General features: G+C 51.9%; 17 protein-coding genes and 1 pseudogene. 13 read left to right on the forward strand and 5 right to left on the reverse strand.

Annotation, left to right across the window (positions count from 1 at the left end; translation table 11 throughout):
* Nucleotides 1-189 precede the first annotated feature (189 nt).
* From NOV86_RS22425 to NOV86_RS22455, 7 genes are all read left to right on the forward strand, one after another.
* Entirely contained in the window at nt 190-1,011 is an 822-nt protein-coding gene (locus NOV86_RS22425) for a DNA-binding protein (protein ID WP_267644096.1), read from the forward strand.
* A 142-nt stretch (nt 1,012-1,153) separates the two neighbouring features.
* On the forward strand, nt 1,154-2,617 hold the full coding sequence (locus tag NOV86_RS22430; protein ID WP_267644097.1) for a hypothetical protein: 1,464 nt from the start codon (nt 1,154-1,156) through the stop codon (nt 2,615-2,617).
* A 99-nt stretch (nt 2,618-2,716) separates the two neighbouring features.
* Nucleotides 2,717-2,992, forward strand: a complete 276-nt coding sequence (locus NOV86_RS22435; protein WP_267644098.1) for a DUF7389 domain-containing protein — start codon at nt 2,717-2,719, stop codon at nt 2,990-2,992.
* A 17-nt stretch (nt 2,993-3,009) separates the two neighbouring features.
* Nucleotides 3,010-3,270, forward strand: a complete 261-nt coding sequence (locus NOV86_RS23450; RefSeq protein ID WP_464379909.1) for a DUF8069 family protein — start codon at nt 3,010-3,012, stop codon at nt 3,268-3,270.
* A gap of 65 nt (nt 3,271-3,335) precedes the next feature.
* Nucleotides 3,336-4,313 (forward strand): ImmA/IrrE family metallo-endopeptidase, encoded by a 978-nt coding sequence (locus NOV86_RS22445; RefSeq protein ID WP_267644158.1) that lies wholly within the window; start codon nt 3,336-3,338, stop codon nt 4,311-4,313.
* A gap of 57 nt (nt 4,314-4,370) precedes the next feature.
* Nucleotides 4,371-4,592 carry a hypothetical protein gene (locus tag NOV86_RS22450; protein ID WP_267644100.1) on the forward strand — a complete coding sequence of 74 codons (222 nt, stop codon included), beginning with the start codon at nt 4,371-4,373 and terminating at the stop codon, nt 4,590-4,592.
* 136 nt (nt 4,593-4,728) lie between these two features.
* Complete coding sequence (locus NOV86_RS22455) at nt 4,729-4,926, forward strand: hypothetical protein (protein WP_267644102.1); 198 nt, start codon at nt 4,729-4,731, stop codon at nt 4,924-4,926.
* Between the two features lie 25 nt (nt 4,927-4,951).
* On the opposite strand, the gene NOV86_RS22460 is transcribed toward NOV86_RS22455, so the two are convergent.
* The 3 genes from NOV86_RS22460 to NOV86_RS23350 form a co-directional block, all read right to left on the reverse strand.
* Entirely contained in the window at nt 4,952-5,428 is a 477-nt protein-coding gene (locus tag NOV86_RS22460; protein ID WP_267644103.1) for a hypothetical protein, read from the reverse strand.
* A 134-nt stretch (nt 5,429-5,562) separates the two neighbouring features.
* Entirely contained in the window at nt 5,563-6,984 is a 1,422-nt protein-coding gene (locus tag NOV86_RS22465) for a hypothetical protein (RefSeq protein ID WP_267644104.1), read from the reverse strand.
* A 180-nt stretch (nt 6,985-7,164) separates the two neighbouring features.
* Entirely contained in the window at nt 7,165-7,317 is a 153-nt protein-coding gene (locus NOV86_RS23350; protein WP_368408814.1) for a DUF6884 domain-containing protein, read from the reverse strand.
* A gap of 266 nt (nt 7,318-7,583) precedes the next feature.
* Here NOV86_RS23350 and NOV86_RS22470 point away from each other — a divergent pair, with 266 nt between their 5' ends.
* The 3 genes from NOV86_RS22470 (at nt 7,584) to NOV86_RS22480 (ending at nt 12,094) form a co-directional block, all read left to right on the forward strand.
* Nucleotides 7,584-8,510 carry a transcription initiation factor IIB gene (locus NOV86_RS22470; RefSeq protein WP_267644106.1) on the forward strand — a complete coding sequence of 309 codons (927 nt, stop codon included), beginning with the start codon at nt 7,584-7,586 and terminating at the stop codon, nt 8,508-8,510.
* 290 nt (nt 8,511-8,800) lie between these two features.
* On the forward strand, nt 8,801-10,654 hold the full coding sequence (locus NOV86_RS22475) for a hypothetical protein (RefSeq protein ID WP_267644108.1): 1,854 nt from the start codon (nt 8,801-8,803) through the stop codon (nt 10,652-10,654).
* A gap of 165 nt (nt 10,655-10,819) precedes the next feature.
* Complete coding sequence (locus NOV86_RS22480) at nt 10,820-12,094, forward strand: hypothetical protein (RefSeq protein ID WP_267644109.1); 1,275 nt, start codon at nt 10,820-10,822, stop codon at nt 12,092-12,094.
* 174 nt (nt 12,095-12,268) lie between these two features.
* Here the strand turns inward: NOV86_RS22480 and NOV86_RS22485 are convergent, their stop codons facing one another.
* Entirely contained in the window at nt 12,269-13,897 is a 1,629-nt protein-coding gene (locus tag NOV86_RS22485; protein ID WP_267644110.1) for a DUF7845 domain-containing protein, read from the reverse strand.
* A gap of 202 nt (nt 13,898-14,099) precedes the next feature.
* Here NOV86_RS22485 and NOV86_RS22490 point away from each other — a divergent pair, with 202 nt between their 5' ends.
* The 3 genes and pseudogenes from NOV86_RS22490 to NOV86_RS22500 form a co-directional block, all read left to right on the forward strand.
* A complete protein-coding gene (locus NOV86_RS22490) occupies nt 14,100-14,528 on the forward strand; it encodes an SWIM zinc finger family protein (RefSeq protein ID WP_267644111.1) in 429 nt (142 codons plus the stop codon).
* A gap of 46 nt (nt 14,529-14,574) precedes the next feature.
* A complete protein-coding gene (locus NOV86_RS22495) occupies nt 14,575-15,063 on the forward strand; it encodes a DUF7995 family protein (protein ID WP_267644112.1) in 489 nt (162 codons plus the stop codon).
* A 52-nt stretch (nt 15,064-15,115) separates the two neighbouring features.
* Nucleotides 15,116-15,801 (forward strand): annotated as a pseudogene (locus NOV86_RS22500) (DNA-binding protein); the annotation flags it as partial.
* 250 nt (nt 15,802-16,051) lie between these two features.
* Here NOV86_RS22500 and NOV86_RS22505 read toward each other — a convergent pair.
* A complete protein-coding gene (locus tag NOV86_RS22505; protein WP_267644115.1) occupies nt 16,052-18,283 on the reverse strand; it encodes a hypothetical protein in 2,232 nt (743 codons plus the stop codon).
* Between the last annotated feature and the right edge of the window lie 18 nt (nt 18,284-18,301).

The following is an 18,301-nucleotide window of genomic DNA, read 5'->3' on the forward strand; positions in this document are numbered from 1 at the left end:
CGCGGTTCTGGTAACTTGTTCTCTTCTGGCGCGCTCTCGCTCGCGCCCCAGGGGACGCGAGCGAAGGCGCAAGCGAGAGCGCGCGATGGATGAGTTGGTCGTCGACGAGAGCCAGGGCTGGAGAGTCGTGGTGGTCGGGAAAAGACGCCGAGTGAGCGCCTTCTGCGGTAATTCGGATCAGAACTACCAATGTATAATAGCAACAAGCTCAGTGAAGAAGGTTCGGTTCCAGAACGATACAGAGACCCCACGGATGCGTACGTGGTTGAGGAGACGCCGACGCTCGAGGCGACTGTGGAACTGGAGATCCAAGCGAAGGTGGACTGCAATCACCCCGACGTGAACCCGGAAGCGATGACTCTCGAAGCAGAGGAACGGATGGTGGCGCGCGAGCTGGAGATAGGGCGAACGCGAGAACGGTTGGATCGGTCACAGGAGTCGACTCGTGAGGCGGAGTGTCGAACCGACGTAGAAGCGCAGGCAGCGACGCTGGAGGGCGTCTGGGAGCCCCAACCCGACCCGAGAGAGAAGCTCAGTCGCGAAGAGCTGGGGAAGGTGAACGAGAAGGCGGCGAAGATTCACAGTCGCATCGAACACGGCAGTTCTAGGGCAGCCATCGCCAGGCAGTTGGCAGAGCGCGTCGCAGACGGTGGGAGCGTCCTGAGCGCAATCATTGCCGTGAGTGAAGCCGAGCGTGACCGGCCTGGTACCATCGTCCCCATCGCCAGTCTCAAAGACGTGCAGCGGCGCGAGGTGAGTATTCAGGGTCGTGTGAAAACGCTGTGGGAGCCTGCTCACCCATCGATTCAGCAAGTCGGGCTCATCGAGGACGAAACTGGAACGACGAAATTTACGTCCTGGGTCAGGAGCAACGCGAAAATGGTCGAAGAAGGTGAGCTCGTTCGGATGCGGAACGTCGCGAAGAACTGGTATCAGGGGCGCGTCTCGGTGGCCGTGACGGGCTGGTCGCGGCTGATCTTCCCCGAGCGCGGCCGGTGGTGGGAACAGTAGTCGACGCCGGCGGTCCTTTCTTTTTCGTCGACTCCACCACCCAACACCCACCTCCCCACCCACCGCTCCGTGCTCGCTGCGCTGCGCGCGCAGCCACGACCTTCATTGATGAAGTTACCGAACGCTTACAACTAAGAGAGGTGTGGCTAATAAACAACATCTGACTATGACCTCTGCTTGGCAATCAAAAATCCGTTCCGTGCTGTGGTTCTCTTTCCTGAGCCTTTGCATTATAGCGTCTCTCTCAATTCTCTCAGCTCCCGTATTTTCTACAGGACAAAGTCAAATTGAAGAAAAATATCCAGTCCAGACCGCTCCAGAGAAATGCATCTCATCCAGTGGGTCACCACTGCCAGCTGACCGGAGTTTCACTGCTAGTCAATACGGCTCATCTTCGGATTTCCCAATCACTGCTTCTGTTTCGAGGATTGAATCGAATGCGTCCCTCTTCAGAATCAATTACTCCATCAGCCCGTCCTACGATGGAAACTTACAATTAAAACCATTGAAAGGTGCGGCTCCAGTCGAAAACCACGGTTTCGTAAAGGGCTCATTTGGATCAGGATACATCTGGAACAAGTCGACTCGCACACCATCACTCGTTTTCGAGCTAGTCTCATTTGAAGACGGTCTCGAATACCCTCGAGGAGAGAACTGGATGATCGGCCCCTCGCTGCAGCATACAGGAAACGTAACACTCCAGATGAACCCAAACGGTTCGATTGGCCCCGACTTCATGTACATCGGAGATTACTCTACTGAAATAAAGAAGGTGGGATGCCAGAAACTACTCTTAGTTGTCCCCGACCCTTTGAAACCTGAGCTGAGTGTCTCGAAATCCAGAATCGTGAATACCGTCGCTGAGTCTTCTAGACGGTTGAATGTTGGTGCTGCACGTAACGTCGTCCGAATGTATGCGGTTGAAGGAAGTTTAGGTCAGTATGGGAATAATGAACCTAGCGGGTATACAACCACATCTGGAAATTTCCTTGCAACAGCATCTCAAGGCTTCGATCGCGCAGATAACGTCTGGATTCACGAGTACGTACATACTCGTCAAGATTATATTGCCATATCAGGCTCCCAGTGGACTGTCGAGGGAACAGCAACGTATCTTACCGCTCGACTGGCGGTAGAACAGGGTCTTGCTACGCCCAGGCAGTACGATTCGGTACTCGCACGTTCTGAAGTTTTACCGAACGGGACCAGTCTCAATGAAAATCATCAGCGGACAAAGTACGCTTATTTCTGGGGTGCCAGCACGCTTTCCTCGCTGGAACATGAATTGGACGAATCAAATGCAACAATAGAAGACCTGCTACGGTTCATGAACCGTCAAGCCACAGTACAACAACCAATGTTGGACGACTGGTCCAAAGAAAGGACAAATAAGAATTACAGCCTGCACACTGTGGTCTTCTCCGGAAAGTCGCCGGAACCTCGGTATCTACTAGGGCCATCATGGTTGCCACCTGAAGCCAGAATCGTTATACCTCTATTCGCAACTTTGCCTTTGAGAATCTTCTCACTGGCTCTATTGATTATCAGTCTCTACCGACTCAATGAAGGCTACGTCGGTATCTCTCTAGAAGATATTCAAGACTGAATCTAAATCCCCTAGTTCGTCATTTGACAACCTCCTCTGAAATTCGAGCCTTTCCCACAGCATTTTATCGCTCCCTCAGGGGTGAGGGAGAATCCTCAGATGTCGACAGACACAGACCCAACTAACGACGAACAGAACAGACTTCCAGACGATTTCGAGACAACCGAGCACGTCACGCGAACCGACACGGGAGCATCAATCAAGCTCACGATGACCCGGGGGACGGGCACTCGGGACCAAGACCGACTCGAAGGGAAGGTGAAAGCACCGACTGTCGAGCAGGCGAAAGCAGACGTCGACGTGCTGTTCCCGAAACTGTGCCGCCTCGCTGAAGCCGCACGAGCGTTCGACCCGAGCATCGACACCAGCGAATAAGCATCCTCTCACGACCCATGACACCACATCCATACGAATCCGACAGCCACGAACAGTTCGAACGACGCCAGCTCGCCCGAGACCGTGACCCTACCAGTGCACTCCAAATCGCAGAGGAGGACGCCCGACACATCGTCACCGACCTCGTCGACGCCGGCATCGTCGCCCCCAATCCAGAAACGAAGCAGTTCAGACACCGTCCGACCGGAGAGGTATTCCGCTCTTGCATCTGTCTCGCGTACTTCCATCGCGGTTGGCTAGCCGGCGTCGACAGCTGAGCCATTTTATCTCCCCCTGGCGGGTGAGGGGGACTTCGAGTTCTCCTCGGAGACATTCGATGTCGATAGAATCCTACCAGACAGAGGCTAGTGGCAACCGCACCAAAAACCAGGAGACCACCCACACGCAGTTCGACGACTCTGACACCCGTCGCGACGAGATGCACGGCTCACTCGAAGCGTGGGTCGAACAGTTTGCGGAGCTCTCAGACGAAGCCAGAGCAAGCGCAGAACTGCAGGAGTGGTTAGACGTCCAGTCGCACTTCCACGACTACTCCTACCGGAACACGCTGCTCATCAAGCACCAGTGTCCCGACGCGACGAAGGTCGCCGGATACAACACATGGCTGAACGAGTTCGACCGCCACGTCCAAGAGGGCGAATCCGCCATCTGGATCTGGGCACCCATCATCACGAGCAAGTGTCCCGGCTGTGGGAATTCACCGTCCTACCACGACAGTATCGACTGTGAGTACGACGAAACGCCGCCAGACGAGTGGAACGATGGTCTCGTCGGGTTCAAACCTGTTCCAGTGTTCGATGTCTCTCAGACAGACGGTGAACCACTCCCCGAACTCGAAACCGAATCACAGAGTGACGGGAGCGAAGAGGGACTCCTCGATGCACTCCTGAGTGCGGATTCGAGCCTCGGTGCCCGTGCGGCCATTGTCCCACCTGAAGACTGGGAACATGGAGGTGCTGCCGGCGTCTGTACTGAACGAAGTGCCTACGACTGCTCGCTGCGCGTCGAGGTGAAAGACGACGAGAACGAAGCACAGGTCGCGAGTTTACTCGCCCACGAGTACGCACACGCACTCCTGCACTTCGACGTGGAGGACCGGGAGGAACAAAAGAAACGCGAGGTCGAAGCTGAGAGCGTAGCCTACGTCGTCTCACAGCACTTCGGTCTGGATGCCTCGAACAGCGCGCTGTACGTTGCTGCTTGGGACGGTGATCCAGCCGAAGCGATTCGTGGACGTCTTCAGCGTATAGTACAGGCCGCTCGGGAGATTGTGAATACGGTCGAACGAAACATAGCCTGAATCAGTAGGGGATAGCTCTATTGGACTCGAACGAATATAGGAGGACGAATTGGACCCATGCAAGGCGAATCAACGCCGATACCCCCCTTCGCCGAGGACTGTCTCGATGTCCTTTCCGGGACTATCTCCCCGCCTGAGCCGGGCATCGACGAAGCAAGCGCGAAAGACGCGCTCATGAACGAAGGCTTCACACGAGCCAATGCTCGCGAGGCGCTCGAAGTACTGGAGATGCGTGGGTACATCTATCGCGTCAACTCCGAGATTCGAGTTACAGACTAAGAAACTCATTTTCGGGACCTAATCTGACTGTCCTCTTCCGCACACAGTACCGACTATGTCGTCGATACGGGCACCTCAGCTTCGAGACTCAAAGAGTGAGCCATCTTTTAAATACCAGACCGACTCCAACCAAATTATGACAGGCAAATCGTGGTACAACGCTGACCTTGACCTAGCTGACCTCGTCGATGGACTCGATGAGGAATACGTGGTTGCACGCATCAAAGTTCAAAAAGATATCTCAGATGAAGAACGCCAGATCCTGGCATCCCATTTCCGTGGACTCGCTGCATCACTATCTGAAAGAACCCACCAAGAAAGACGTGGTCACTAAGACCGTCCACACGCGGTAGTTCCCGTTATCGTATATCCGCTGGTGTCCACGAAGGGTCAGTCGACAGATACTGATCGACTATATCTACGGGCTCGCTAGCCTCTATTTCATACTTAGTGATAGAATCTCCGTCGGGAATGTCCATCTCATAGTAGTCAGCTTCCAGTTGGATGGATTCGCCTGTTTCAGTCTCTTCGATGGTCAACGTACACGGTTTGGGAGCTGGACCAATTCCCTCTTCTAAGTTTGCAGATGCGAGCAAGTATCTAATCTTACCATCGTCTCCATCCTCACGTCGGATGCTTAGGTATCCAGGGAGGTATTTGATTGTGTCTTCATCTTGGTCTGCTGTTATTTTTAGCACACTGCCCGGTGGTGCAGTCAAACTAATAATCCTTCTGGCAGGTATAGCCCTGATTCCTGTCACGGAAAAACAGAGATACGCAAGAGATTCGAAGTCTGACAGTGCCCCGACTTTATACACTAGTGTTTGAATTATCATAGACACAGTCAGGTTTCGTCTTAGCCGTGTCCCTAAGGAGATATGCCGAAAAAATACTAGAGTAACCTCCGCAGACCCCAGTTCAAACAGTGGGATGGTGGAGTCAACCGAATGGAATAGATGCGGACTTGAGTTCACCCACCATGTGGCCACTCTGAGAGAATCTGATTACACTCAGGGGAATCTACGATATCATCCAATTGCATGTAATCGGCGATACCGTCTTCGTTGAGAAGTTGATACTGCCGAATCCACCGGACTATCTTTGAGTCGGAAAACCAATATCCTGCGTTGGAGCTATAGTACTCAATCACCCTCTTCGATTTACTCCTGAGATATTCCTTCAATGTCGGAGCCACTTGCTCTAGGAGGGCATAAACGCCATTGATGATTAAGAGGTAAAGCCTCTTTCCACCGACTTTTCTTATATAGCCTAGTAAGAATTCATCAAGTGCAGACACGATAGTTGAGGAAACACGGGCCACAACTCCATAGCTGAGTAATGCGATATCTGCTACCAAGAAACCTAATGAGATTATGAAAGACTCCATCAGAGTGGTTGCTTTCTCGCTTTCTAAATTCCCTTTATTTAATTCCTGTACACGGCAAGCGTTCGAACAAACAGAGACAAGAGAACCTAGGATAGGAGCATAACTAGCTGTCCACCGAGAAGCAGATCGGAGCATCTGATCCAGATTCTCTGGTATCTCTACATCATAGATAGAAAGAGCGGACATAACCCTATTTGTGACATTGGCTATCCTCGAGGCTTCAGAAGACAGTTCAGTAGTTGTTTTCGTACTTATTGCCCCGACACCTGAAAGGCCACAGATTGTTCCTGCCAACTGATGAAGCTCCCTTTTCGGTTCTGCTGCCTCCAACATCTGCTTGTAGAGGTTATTCATGTTCTCGGCAGCTCGTCTTTCTGCCCTTGCATATTCGTCACTGAGTATTCTAAGGTGGACATCGGCCGAAAGAGAAGTATATTTTTGACCCACTTGTTCCGGGTTCCAGATATTTGAGGCATCAAATATTAACTTGAAATCTTGTTTGGGGATTAGCAAGCGTTTATACTGAACTCCTTCATCAACTGCCGAGCTTGCAACTTGATTAGAATCTATACTTTGATACCCGTCACTGATGTCCTTACACCGGTCGAGCGCCTCAAGACATCCCTTTTCGTTTTTTACATAGGTTCGATAAGATTCGTAATCGTAATCCGATATCATTCTAATGTCAAGAGGGATGTCCTCACGAGAAGCGCTGGTCACGTCCACTTCATATTCCAGTACTAAGCATTCTGATGCGATTTCTCGATCTAAAGTGGAGAATGAAACCGGAAAATAAGGGGTGTCAGAGTTGAGTTCGAGGTGGCCATGTCGTTCCAGTTCTACGACTTCACGCTTCGCACTAGGGAACGACGTCTGAGAACTTGATGATGAAATATCTTGGAGTTCGGCTTTCTGGCCGCCTACCCTCTCTCTTGAACAGCCAGAAAGCAGAGGGCTGGATGCAGCTAAGGTTGAGAGGAAAGCTCTCCTCTTGTAGGAAGTCATAATCCCACCGTCATTTCCAATATTGTTATTTCTTTTGGGTAGTAAAACCTCACTGGGTACGTCCCAAATCAGCGGCTCATTCTACCATCTCATGGGAGGGGATCAGTACCATGTTCGGACAATTTCTTCACTGTAAAGAAACCACCTGGAGAAGGCGGTCGAAGGTCACAAGTCCAAGGGTCAATGAGTTGGTCGTAGTACGCCTTCCCGGCATAGAATACCAGAGTCGTATTGATTCTGCTCAGCGTAAGTTCGCATCTTCGTGAAGTAGTCAAAGATGTAGAGGTCCTTCGGTTGAGCAGGCTCGTCTCGTTTCGACTTGCCACAGCTCACGAGGGCGATCTCTCGATGGGAATCCTAGACCATGCATCTGTGCTCTACATCTCGATAGTAAGTTCTTCTGCGTCTCCAAGCAATCCTCAATCGAGACAATCGAGTACTATTGCTGACCAGGTTAACCAACAAATTCGATAGGTCTGGCTTCTCCGTTGGTTAATTCAAAGGTGCTTCTGGTACCCAACTCCCGCACGGTATTTTTTCGCCCCCTGAAGGGTGCGGGGCGTTCCTAAAGAGTGCCCTGCGGAGCAGTGATTTCGACAATGGCGAGTAGACACATCTACGCGAGTGGCTTCGACGAAAACAAACGACTTCCGATCAACCTGCCGTGTCCCGAGTGCAACGGTGACCTCGAACGTGAGGAGCGACAAACCTACTGCATCGAGTGCGGGCTTGTGGTTCGAGAGTACAACATCGACCATGGACCAGACTGGTACGACGGCCAGGGTCAAGAGTCGAACAAACACGTTGGCTCACCGTTGACGCCCGCCAGACATGACAAGGGACTCTCCTCGGAAATCGGGGAACGACGAGACGGGATGGGCAACCGACTTCCCGGGCGGACGAGGCGGCGCTTCAGCAGACTCAGGCGGTACCACAGCCAGGCCCGCCAGCCGACGAAGCGGTCACGAAACACGCTTCGAGGGCTTGTCGACGTGCGGCGGATTACGAGCGCACTTGAACTTCCGACAAGCGTCCGTGACCGGGCTGCCTCCCTGTTCCGCGAGTCGCAGTCCCGAGGGCTCCTGCCAGGACGCTCAGTCCACTCCTTCACCGCAGGGAGTGTGTACGCCGCGTGTCGGTGCTTCGACCTCCCACGGACGCTGGAGGAAGTCGAGAGCGTCGCTCGCTGTGACCGCTCTGCCCTCCGGAACGCCTACCGCGTCATGAACGTCGAGTTGGGACTGGAAGTGACTCCCCCATCACCCGGTGCATTCATCCCGAAGTTAGCCTCCAGATTCGATGTCTCGGATTCAACCAGGCAGCAGGCAATCACACTCGCACGGCGACTCGAATCTGACGGAAAGGCAGTCGGGAAGCAACCCGTAGGAGTTGCAGCTGCGTGTCTCTACGAAGCCGGACAGCGAACTGGTGAGAGACTTCTGCAGAAAGAACTCGCGAGCGAAGCAGCTGTGTCAACCCCGACGATTCGAAGCAGACGAAACGAGATAGGAGAACTAGCTGATTGAATACCAGTTGGAGTAGGGGAGGATGGTGGATAACCGATTCCTTAGGAGAAGCCGTTTACTTCCACAGGATGCTGCCTCATTTTGAAGTTCCTATCCAGAAACACCAGATCAGGAACAACTGGTTAGTGGGACAAGTCGATTAGAAAGAGTGGTTAGCTCTACAACATCCGACGACCGAGAAACTCGAATCAGGTACCAGTGTTCCTCGTGAAGCAGTCCAAGTAACCTTTAATGGAGATCCAGATTGTCGTATTTCTCGTCATATTTATGTTCCACCAATAAACAGTAGTATGATAATGGAATTCGGGGGGAAGGAGATAGTCTTGGCCGTCGTAGTACTTTCAATCTGTATTGTTGGGTGGGGGGAAATTGATATTGATGGAGATGGTCTCAAAAACTCGGTCGAGGACCAACACGGTTTAGACAAATTCTCTATCGACACTGACGGTGATGGGCTGAATGATTCAATCGAGGTTGCGAGAGAAGATCTGGATGGGTCAGAATCCGATTCAGACGAGGATGGACTATCTGATAGTAAAGAACTCAGGTTCGGTTCGGACCCTTCGAAACCCGATACAGACGGTGACGGAGCGACGGATAAACAGGAATTCCGGTTCGGTTCAAACCCTAACGCAAAGCACTCCGACAAAGATGGTGTGCCAGACGGGGTGGAGATAAGTAACCTCTCAGACCCAACAAAGTTGGACACGGACAAAGACGGCTTACCTGATCCTCAAGAGATCAGGAACGACAAAACGAAACCAAACCGCCCAGATACCGACTTCGATGGTCTTGAAGATAAATTCGAATTAGAAGGCGATACTGACCCGAATCATCCAGACACCGATTCTGACGGTCTAAACGACAGTGTAGAAATTCATGGGCCTACTGACCCGACTCTTCCTGACACCGATGGAGACGGACTTGAGGACGGGTTTGAGTCACGTCAGAATGGATTCGATCCGACACGAGTAGACACTGATGGTGACGGTCTCAATGACAAGACCGAATATGAGATCGATACAGACCCAGCGAACAGTGATACCGACGGTGATGGTCGGCCAGACAAACAGGAGTACGCTGCAGAGGGCCTAGACCCATCAAAAGTCGAATTAACGACCATCAGCGGTTCTGGAGAGGGTGGAATATCGACTGAGAGCCTTCGAACGAAGACATTGGACTCAGTCACACAGATGGGTGATTTGGCCCAGAACCGGACAGAATGGAATCAAACGGTGACAGACACAGCGACTACGATTTGCAACAGCCACGATGAAGTCGTACCCCAGACGGCCTCTAACATTACAGGGAATAGTAGCGAAATCTATCGTGATACATATCGCATCCAACACGCAGCGGGAGCGATGCAAACTCTCGGTGCGGACTTGAACGTGAATTCGGTTGAAAATCGAATGCAAACTGCACGGAGATACACGAGTCTACTCTCTGATTATACCCCAATCGTAGGCAGTTATCAGCGTCTACACAATGCCTCATGTGCGGTAAAACAAGGCAAAGAAGGTGCGAAGCAGGACTTCTATATTGCATCCGCGGAATTCACCGCAGATATCGCTCTTGCTAAGGAAGGAGTAATCTACAAGGCGTCATTCAAAACGACCGGAATGGCAGCTCGTGCTGTCGGACTGAATCGACTTTCCCGAATTTGTGGATACAAATGTGTGGGTCTCGTCCAAAGTGAACTCCACTGGTTCATCAGAGGAACCTACAATAACGCGCTTGATACTGCATCAATCAAAGCCATCAACGGGGATGTCTCACTCAGTAGTTGGAATGAATCGGTCCGTCAAGATGTCGCTCAATACGTAAGTGAACACACTGAGGCCAGGGTTATCGGTGAACAGTTAATCCAAGAGCAGCGAATCGTGTCTTGTGTCAACGACAATCTGGGGAAGGAAGATATACTCACCCTCGCGACCAGCCTTTCGACCGAGTCAGTGAAAACACTTCGAACGGTAATCGAGCATCAGAAGCTCCCAGAGGACGTGGATCTCGCGTTTCTTGAAGAGATTGATGGAGTCGAGAGTTGTTTGAATGGTACTAATTCCTCTCCTGAACCAAGGGTATCAACACACCCTTCTACGGGATATGAGTTCACGCCTTCAATACGGAAACCTTGGTCCTAATCCCCTTTCAAACGCTTAGTTGAACAAGTCGTTTATCCATAGGGAGCCAGAGCCACTTCTTGTACTGACTCAGTTCCTCACCAAATTGGAGAAGTTTAGTAAGGGCATCGTTACTCCGTTAATAAATACATTACAAATATATAATTAGCTTTCATCAAGCGGCTTGTGGCTAGTGGGTTTACGATTGCTGGAACGATAATCGCAGCAGTAGCAGGAATCATAGCGATTCACAAATTCGTGGTCCGCCGGCCACGTTTACAACTTACCGGAGAAATATCGGGCGTTACGCGTTACCAGAAACAGGTCTCTGGGATATTGAATTTAGGAATAGAAAATACTGGGTTTGGGAACGCTGAAGAGGTATATTTAGAGGTTCACACTCCAACGTGGGACTTTCCGAAAGAAGAAATCTCTGACGAGGATTCAATTTTGGAATTCGACCACGATAGCCATGGATATATCGGAGCATCTGGCAAAAGACACAGGTTCAAAATAAGCGATATGCTCCACCCTGGATCTGAATATAAGTTAATCCACGGAGATATTCAACTTGAGCCCCATCGAAGTTATCATATAAAGTATGAGTCAAGTTCTCAGTCGCATGGGCCAAGAAAAGGGTCTCTGGAGATTCTCACAGACTATGATACTGTCAGGATATCCCATGATTCACCCTACTTCTGGACCCCTTACGCTAGAAGGATACTAGACATTGGAACCGCCATCGGTAGCATCGTACCATTCTCACTTACTCAGCCTCAAGTTCAAATCCGCGACGAGGGAATAGTACACAAGGCTGGCTCTTTTTTTGAATGGTTTGTAACGCCAGTCGTAGAGGTTGAAACTAAAGAGGAATCAAAAATATCGGCATATTCAATCACAGTTCACGGAACAATTTGGATGAGAAAGGGCTCTTCAAAGACCGCTGTTGGTTCTATAGATTTGTCTCGTTGCTCGGTCCCACCAGGAGACACAGTGGTTTTTGTTATGGAAGATCAAAATCGGCGCGCAAAACAAACCCTCGCTTGTAGTTCTGAATATAAAGTATTCAAACAGATTCCGCTCCGGTACACTCCAAAAGAGCCGCCTTACCCTTCGTTTCCCTTATCAGATATAGAGATTGATTGGTCCGTTGAGTATGAGGTGCCTGAAAAGGGAGATCAAAGAGGTATTGAAATCCAATCATACCAGATGGAGACAAATACCTTTGGGGGCCCCACTCAGGTCAAAATACGTGGAAAAATCAGAAATGAGAACGCTAAGGGCAGAGGATTCTTTGTAATTGGAAGAGTGTATGATTCGTCGGGGAAATTAATTGGCACTCCAAATCGGCGAATTCAGATATCTTCTGATAGCGTAACTGAGTTCAATATTAGTTGTTATTTACCAATAGAGGAGAGCAAAATTTCCACTTGCAGGGTTGTACTACAGCGAACACTCTGACACCGGAAGTGTAAGACTTCCTCTTAGACGTGTCCCTAAGGGGACGTTCTCAAAACACCACCCACACCCTCGGGGGCAGGGAGGGGGTGGGGTCAGGCCGAGTCAGCGGGAGAAATGCGCGCGCGAACCGGGAATTCAGGGGTTCTGGACAGTGTTGCCACTACGCTGGCTGCTTCAGTCGAGGTAGTGCCACGCCGTTGTGGCAAACGATTTCGTCTCGTCTGAGTCAACCGAGCGAAGATCACTGGTCACCTTCTTCTCGAATCGAACCTTGGCTATCCGATATCGTGCCTCCGGCATGTCTGCGGCTTTCCAGAGCTTGAATCCCTCGCGGAGCTTCCGACGGATATCGTCGACGACGCCGAAATCCAACTGTAACTCCGTACTCTCTCGGTCCGTCACGTCGATGTCGTGCTTAGCTGCCCACGCGATGAACGCGCTCGTCGACGTATCGAGCCCACGCCTGGACGCCTCGATAGCCTTTGCACCCACTTCAGCAGCACGCTGAGTGGCCTCTCTCGCTTCCTTCACTGCATCGTAGACCAGGTCCGCGATGTAGTCCGAACGGAGTGCGACCTTCCCGTACTCACGCTCTACCAGCTCGGGAATCCGCTTCAGGGCACGCCGGACGCTTCCGGGATGTCTCCCAGTTTCGTCGGCAATATCCTTCGGGCTCACCTCTCCACCGTCGGTCACCAGCACTTCGAGCGACTCCCAAGCCGTTGGTGCGAGTCCATCCGCGATGTGCTTGATGACCACCGACTCCTGTCGGTGCTTGATTCGCGTGAAATCCAGTTCGACCAGGTTGCGGTCACGGTCTGACTCCCCTAGCTGGAAGTACTCACCTTCGACGTAGGTCCCACCACCTTGACGAATCGGGAGACCTGCTTCGGCAAGTACGCTCAACAGGGTCTCCTCGAGTTCTCGATTCAGTTGTTCGATGTCGTCCTCGGACGCAGAGAGCTGTTCCCGCCAGAATGACTTCTGGTAGGACACGCCGACCTTCGGATGGGAGAGCGAGCCGCTGAGACTGACGGACTCCTTCGCGTAGTAGTGCTTGACCTCCTTCGGCAGGTCGTGCGTGGGGAACGCCTCAGCCACGCGTCGCGGGCCCAGAGTCGCCGTGTGGTAGTACCCTGGACGGTCGCGACCGTGCTCGTCGCTGTCGAACTGAACGAGTTTGCGCCGTCCCGTCCGGTCGTGTTCCAGAAGGTGGCCCAGTTGGGCTATCGGACCATCCCGTGCGTGGACTGGTCCACTCGCTTCCTCGTGGACCCGGACGTAACGCTCCGCGTCGAGAATCGTCGAGAAACCGTGCGGGTCCTCGAAGTACATGCTCTCGATGCCGACCGCGAGCACCGCGCGGCGAAGCAGCGGGAGGTACTGGTCGAACTCGATGTTCGACCCCTGGACGTGGAGGTTTACCGCCTCGTCGATGTCGGCTGAAATCGAGATCTCGTGACCACTCTCGGAACGCATACCCTGCCAGCGCGGGGCGAGATGGACGTGGAACGACCGCTGTCCAACGGGGTCTTCCGCGCTCTCGACGTGCAGGTCGAACTCGCGCATCTCTTCCAGACGGAACTCGGTACCGCTCGGGAGCCGCGTGCCGGGGTGTTCGGGACCGGAGTCACGGTAAGAGAGTCGAGAGACCCACTTCTCCCCGTCGAAGTCGAATTCGGCTTCCTGACTCCCGCCACCGTCCTTGATGCGCCGGTCGCACGCGAAGAACGGGGCGAGTCCGTGCTGATCGAAGAGGAAGTGCGCCGCGAACTCGTGGGGTGCGGTCTCGATCAGCTGCACCGCGGCTCACCCCCGTCAAGCGTCGAATCGAATAGACCCCTCGCTACGGGGGTAGTCGTTACGGCATGTAAACCGAGAAGGGTATGCCGCCTCCCGGCACTGTCCCTCCGACAACGAAACTAACCTCGGCCTACACCAGCCAATAGCGTTTTATCACCCCCTGAGGGGTGCGGGGGGCTGAAACGGCCTCTCGTCGATTAGAATGTCGACAAACCCACTCTCCAAACTGAAATACCTGACCCGCGTCGGGAAGCGAGCACAGTACGAAGCCTTCGAGTTCGAACTCACGCCGGCAGGCGTTCGCATCCGAAACTGCAGCCACGCGAACCCGAGTGAACACGAATACCTCGTCACCGTCGACGACGGTGTTCCATCATCGTGCACCTGCCCTGCCAACGCGAACTACGACGGGGCCTGTAAGCACCGTATCGCCGTCGCGATCAGACAGCCAGTCCTCGAATCAGCTACCCAGAACCAACTAGTCGCTGACGGCGGGACGCGGCCTGCAAAGTCCTCGGTTGACTCCGAGGACAGCTCTTCACTAGAGGATTGTGACTGCGACAGTCTCACCGACGGCTTCCCCTGCTGGCCGTGTTACCGCGATGAAAAGCGAGACTTCGAGAACGAATAGCCCACGCTGTCGCCGGCGTTGAACAACCAACCTTCACTCACGAAGAATGCATCAACTCATCTACGCACTCGTCCAGGCATCGACCGAAGAACAAGCACTCCAAGACGCCCACTGCGTCTTCGACCGACTCGTCGGATGTAGACCAGAAGCAACGCCTGTGTTCGACTACTACGTCACATTCGACGACCGGAGCTCTCGCTGTGCCGGCCCGGCGCGTTGGGGCGACCTTCCAGTTGCAGTTCCAGCCGGATCCCCGAGAGGGGCTGAACTCATCGAACGTGGCTGGAAAGATACGCTCAACCAGTTCGAACGCAACCTCGGCATCGTCCAAGACGCGATTGCGCAGTACTCGACGGAAGAAATCATGCAGGACACCGACCTCGTCAGACACGCTTTCTACAACGTCGGCCGCTACCAGGGGCCGACCATCGCACTCTACGACGGACACGGCTGCGGAATCCGCCATCGGCGACAACTCAACTCCGTCCTTGAACGTGAGAACATCTGGGTTGTCCCCGCTGACGTGCATTACTGATTGCAGCTCCGGACTGTTACAGAAAATCAAATCCGCCGACGAGCTAATTTACAGTGCGACCCTCGAACAGAAAGAGCGCATTCGTGCGCGGGAAGCCGAACTGGAGCGCATCAGTGCCCAGGCAGAGATGGGGACGCAAGACGGTCGGGAGAAGCGGACGCGAGACATCGCGGCGAGGCTGAGCGGCGTGCAGAGTTCCAGAAGCGGGCGGCGAGCGTGAATCCGATGGCTGACCCGGAGCGAGGCGATCCTCGTGCAAAACTCACGCAGGAGCAGTTGGCGGCGGTGAACAAGCAGTCTGTGCGGCTGGCGAAGAAGCTGGATGGCTGGTCGCGAGCAGCGATTGGTCGGCGGCTGGGTGAAGCCGTCGTCGGTGGGAAAGACCTGATGAGCGCGGTCTTCGGAGTGTTCGAGGAGTTGCAGACCGCACCGGGGTCAGTGGTTCCCATCGGGAAGCTTGAGGACGTCGATCGCAAAGAGGTGAGCATCGAGGGTCGTGTGACACAGCTTTGGGAGTCGTCGAGTTCAGCGATTTCCCAAGTCGGCCTCATCGAAGACGAAAGTGGACGGACGAATCTGACGTCGTGGGTTACGAGTGACCAACCCTGGATCGAAGAGGGCGAGCGCGTGCGGATCCACGGCGCGGCGAGAAATTGGTACGAAGGACGCGTCTCACTGGCCGTCACTGGGTGGAGCACCATACATTTCCCTGAGCGCGGTCGGTGGTGGGAAGCGTAGCCAGCGTACGCGGCCTTCTTTTTTGCTACGTGCCGGACCGACCCAGACCCCACCGCCCCACCCTCCGCTCCGTGCTCGCTACGCTGCGCGCGCAGCCACGACCTTAACAAAGGATTGAAAATAACTCTACGTATTGGATAACCGAAACCCAGATATCATGAGTCTATTCAGCTGACAGCGTAGGGATCGTCTTTCAGCATATCTTACTCGTCAACATAGATGCAGAGAACTAGTCACAGCCTTCTTTCGTCTAATTAGCCTCCGATTCCAGATATTCATGGTACTCAGCACCTTTAGTACTGATATCTTCATAGAATTCGGTCTCAACTACTTGTTGCAACTGCCGCCATGTCTGACTTGATGAGAGCTTCTTGATACCATGTCCACGTCCAGTTGGATAACCCAGTTCTTCATGCCACGGTCGAATCGCTTGTCCACCATAGTCCGGTATGTCATAGAAATCAGCAACGAGCCGCTCATCAAGTATTTCCTGCGTCTTCTTTAGGTCATCAAACTGCGCAGCTATGCAACCACACAGTTTTAGATGCTTGTAGATCCAACGGGTGTCGTCCTCGCCGAACCTGCTTTTTGCCTTTCCGTAGAAGTCATCTACTTGCTTGAAAATCTCCGAAAGTCTCTCATCATTGCCTTGGAAGAAGAAAATTGCAATAAGAAGGAAATCTCCAAAATAATGTCTAACCGTAGAATCCGGTCTGCTATACCTTGCACCGTCTATTTCCCGTAACATCAAACTCAGGAAGTCAGAAGTCAGCCCATCCACCAAATCGGTTTTCTCTACAAATTTTACCTGAATGTCGTTGCAGAAGATGAACAACATCTGGGGATAAGCGGAATATACATCGTGGTAATTCGTGTCCGGAAAAAGACTCGCCATGTCACTTAAAAACTCAACTAACGCCTCACAACAATCAATAAATTCAGATTCCAAACGGGCATTATCAAAACCTACTGCCTCACGTGGATCAGTACTGAACTCCTCTGGAGGGGAAGTCGTGATTGACCCAAGTCCAGCAGCCATATCTGGTGTTAAAGAATACAGACCATAGTATCGAAATTGAGTCAGGAAAGATTCCGAGCCGAAAAATACGGCTTCGAGCAATCCCTTATCAAACTGGTTGCTCTTCCATGCCGTGGAAAAGAGTTCAAGAATTTCGTCTAATGGTTTCTCGACTTGATGGCTCTGAAAATAGAGTTCCTCGGAAATCAGAGAATCTACCATAGAGATGTAGTGCCATTGGAATTGAGAGAGGCACACCCTTAGTGGCATACTTGCTTTATTCGCCAGACTCCATTTCCCGATCCTTTCCAAGTAGGACGAATACTGCCAGTAGTGTGAATGACCAGTAGCAGTTTTAGTTTCCAATGATAAGACCACTGTCCGATTGATTTCTCGGATCGACTTTCCCAGAGCATCTGTCCGGTCCATCTCAGGATACGTGATTTTGAATATATCCCATAATGATTGAAGCCACAAAGAAGTCTGGACTGCGTTCTCAGTGTTTCTAAAGGTTGATCTCGACAAACCCCCCAAGGATTCAGATAGTGGTTCCAAATATTTCTGACTCGTATAGTCCTTTCCTGTTCTCTCGATTATGAACTGAAATTGGTCGTTTAACTCCCTCACGAAATTATCTTCGACAGGCGAAATCAACATTCCCAAATATTTCGTCCCAATGTTTTCCAAAGATTGGACACATGTGATCACAAGAATGTGATCGTTATTTTCAATCGCACGGATCGACGTGTTGGTAATTAATAAAGTATCTTGGTTGAGTTCTGTAAGAAACTTCTCATCCTTCAGCGGTACGCGGGCAGATGATTGGTAGATGTTGTCTCTAGTGACTTTTCCATTGATGCGGTCCTCTACCCTGCCGATTGCATTTGAAACATCTAAATAATGACCCGTGACGAGAGACAATGAAACCAGATAGAGAAATGAAGAAAAAGTCAAAATATAGCTCAGGGATTGAAGTACACCTGACCATTGAAAGTATAGTCCAGAAAGGTTGTATAAGGCGATGAGCAGCAGCCCCATGAATATCAAAATGAGATAGAAATCTCTGTAGATCTCCTTCGAGAGACCCGGATTATACTCTTGAGTTGTATTTTGGATGACGAAGATCAAGATGATGAAGACGAAGCCAATCATATTCACAAGAAGCAATAGCGAATTCGAGAAAAACGCGTTCTCCTTCGAAATAGCAAATAATTCGACTACCTGAGAATTGGGATAGCTTATTGAAATCCCCACAAACACCAACGGTAAAATTGAGATGGTCCAAAAGGATATTTTCCCCCAAGAGTATAGGTCCAGATTCGATCTCCAAGCTTGAAATCTTGCTATCCTGGACTCTAAAAATATTCTCACCTGATTATGAGTCCACTGCCATTTTGCAACGATCGCTCTCCGCAGGAGAGACAGAGTTATCGCAACACCAAGTGCAATAATGCTTCCCCCCATCAGATACAGTCTCGGTCC

Origin of the sequence: Haloarchaeobius amylolyticus, assembly GCF_026616195.1 — an archaeon.
GTDB classification, from domain to species: Archaea; Halobacteriota; Halobacteria; order Halobacteriales; family Natrialbaceae; genus Haloarchaeobius; species Haloarchaeobius amylolyticus.

Bases quoted from the DNA above. Each gene is read 5' to 3' on its own strand.
- NOV86_RS22450 (WP_267644100.1), top strand. From the start codon at position 4,371: ATGCAAGGCGAATCAACGCCGATACCCCCCTTCGCCGAGGACTGTCTC.
- NOV86_RS22505 (WP_267644115.1), bottom strand. From the start codon at position 18,283: ATGGGGGGAAGCATTATTGCACTTGGTGTTGCGATAACTCTGTCTCTC.
- NOV86_RS22470 (WP_267644106.1), top strand. From the start codon at position 7,584: ATGGCGAGTAGACACATCTACGCGAGTGGCTTCGACGAAAACAAACGA.
- NOV86_RS22455 (WP_267644102.1), top strand. From the start codon at position 4,729: ATGACAGGCAAATCGTGGTACAACGCTGACCTTGACCTAGCTGACCTC.
- NOV86_RS22435 (WP_267644098.1), top strand. From the start codon at position 2,717: ATGTCGACAGACACAGACCCAACTAACGACGAACAGAACAGACTTCCA.
- NOV86_RS22475 (WP_267644108.1), top strand. From the start codon at position 8,801: ATGATAATGGAATTCGGGGGGAAGGAGATAGTCTTGGCCGTCGTAGTA.
- NOV86_RS22465 (WP_267644104.1), bottom strand. From the start codon at position 6,984: ATGACTTCCTACAAGAGGAGAGCTTTCCTCTCAACCTTAGCTGCATCC.
- NOV86_RS22425 (WP_267644096.1), top strand. From the start codon at position 190: ATGTATAATAGCAACAAGCTCAGTGAAGAAGGTTCGGTTCCAGAACGA.
- NOV86_RS22495 (WP_267644112.1), top strand. From the start codon at position 14,575: ATGCATCAACTCATCTACGCACTCGTCCAGGCATCGACCGAAGAACAA.
- NOV86_RS22460 (WP_267644103.1), bottom strand. From the start codon at position 5,428: ATGATAATTCAAACACTAGTGTATAAAGTCGGGGCACTGTCAGACTTC.
- NOV86_RS23450 (WP_464379909.1), top strand. From the start codon at position 3,010: ATGACACCACATCCATACGAATCCGACAGCCACGAACAGTTCGAACGA.
- NOV86_RS22490 (WP_267644111.1), top strand. From the start codon at position 14,100: ATGTCGACAAACCCACTCTCCAAACTGAAATACCTGACCCGCGTCGGG.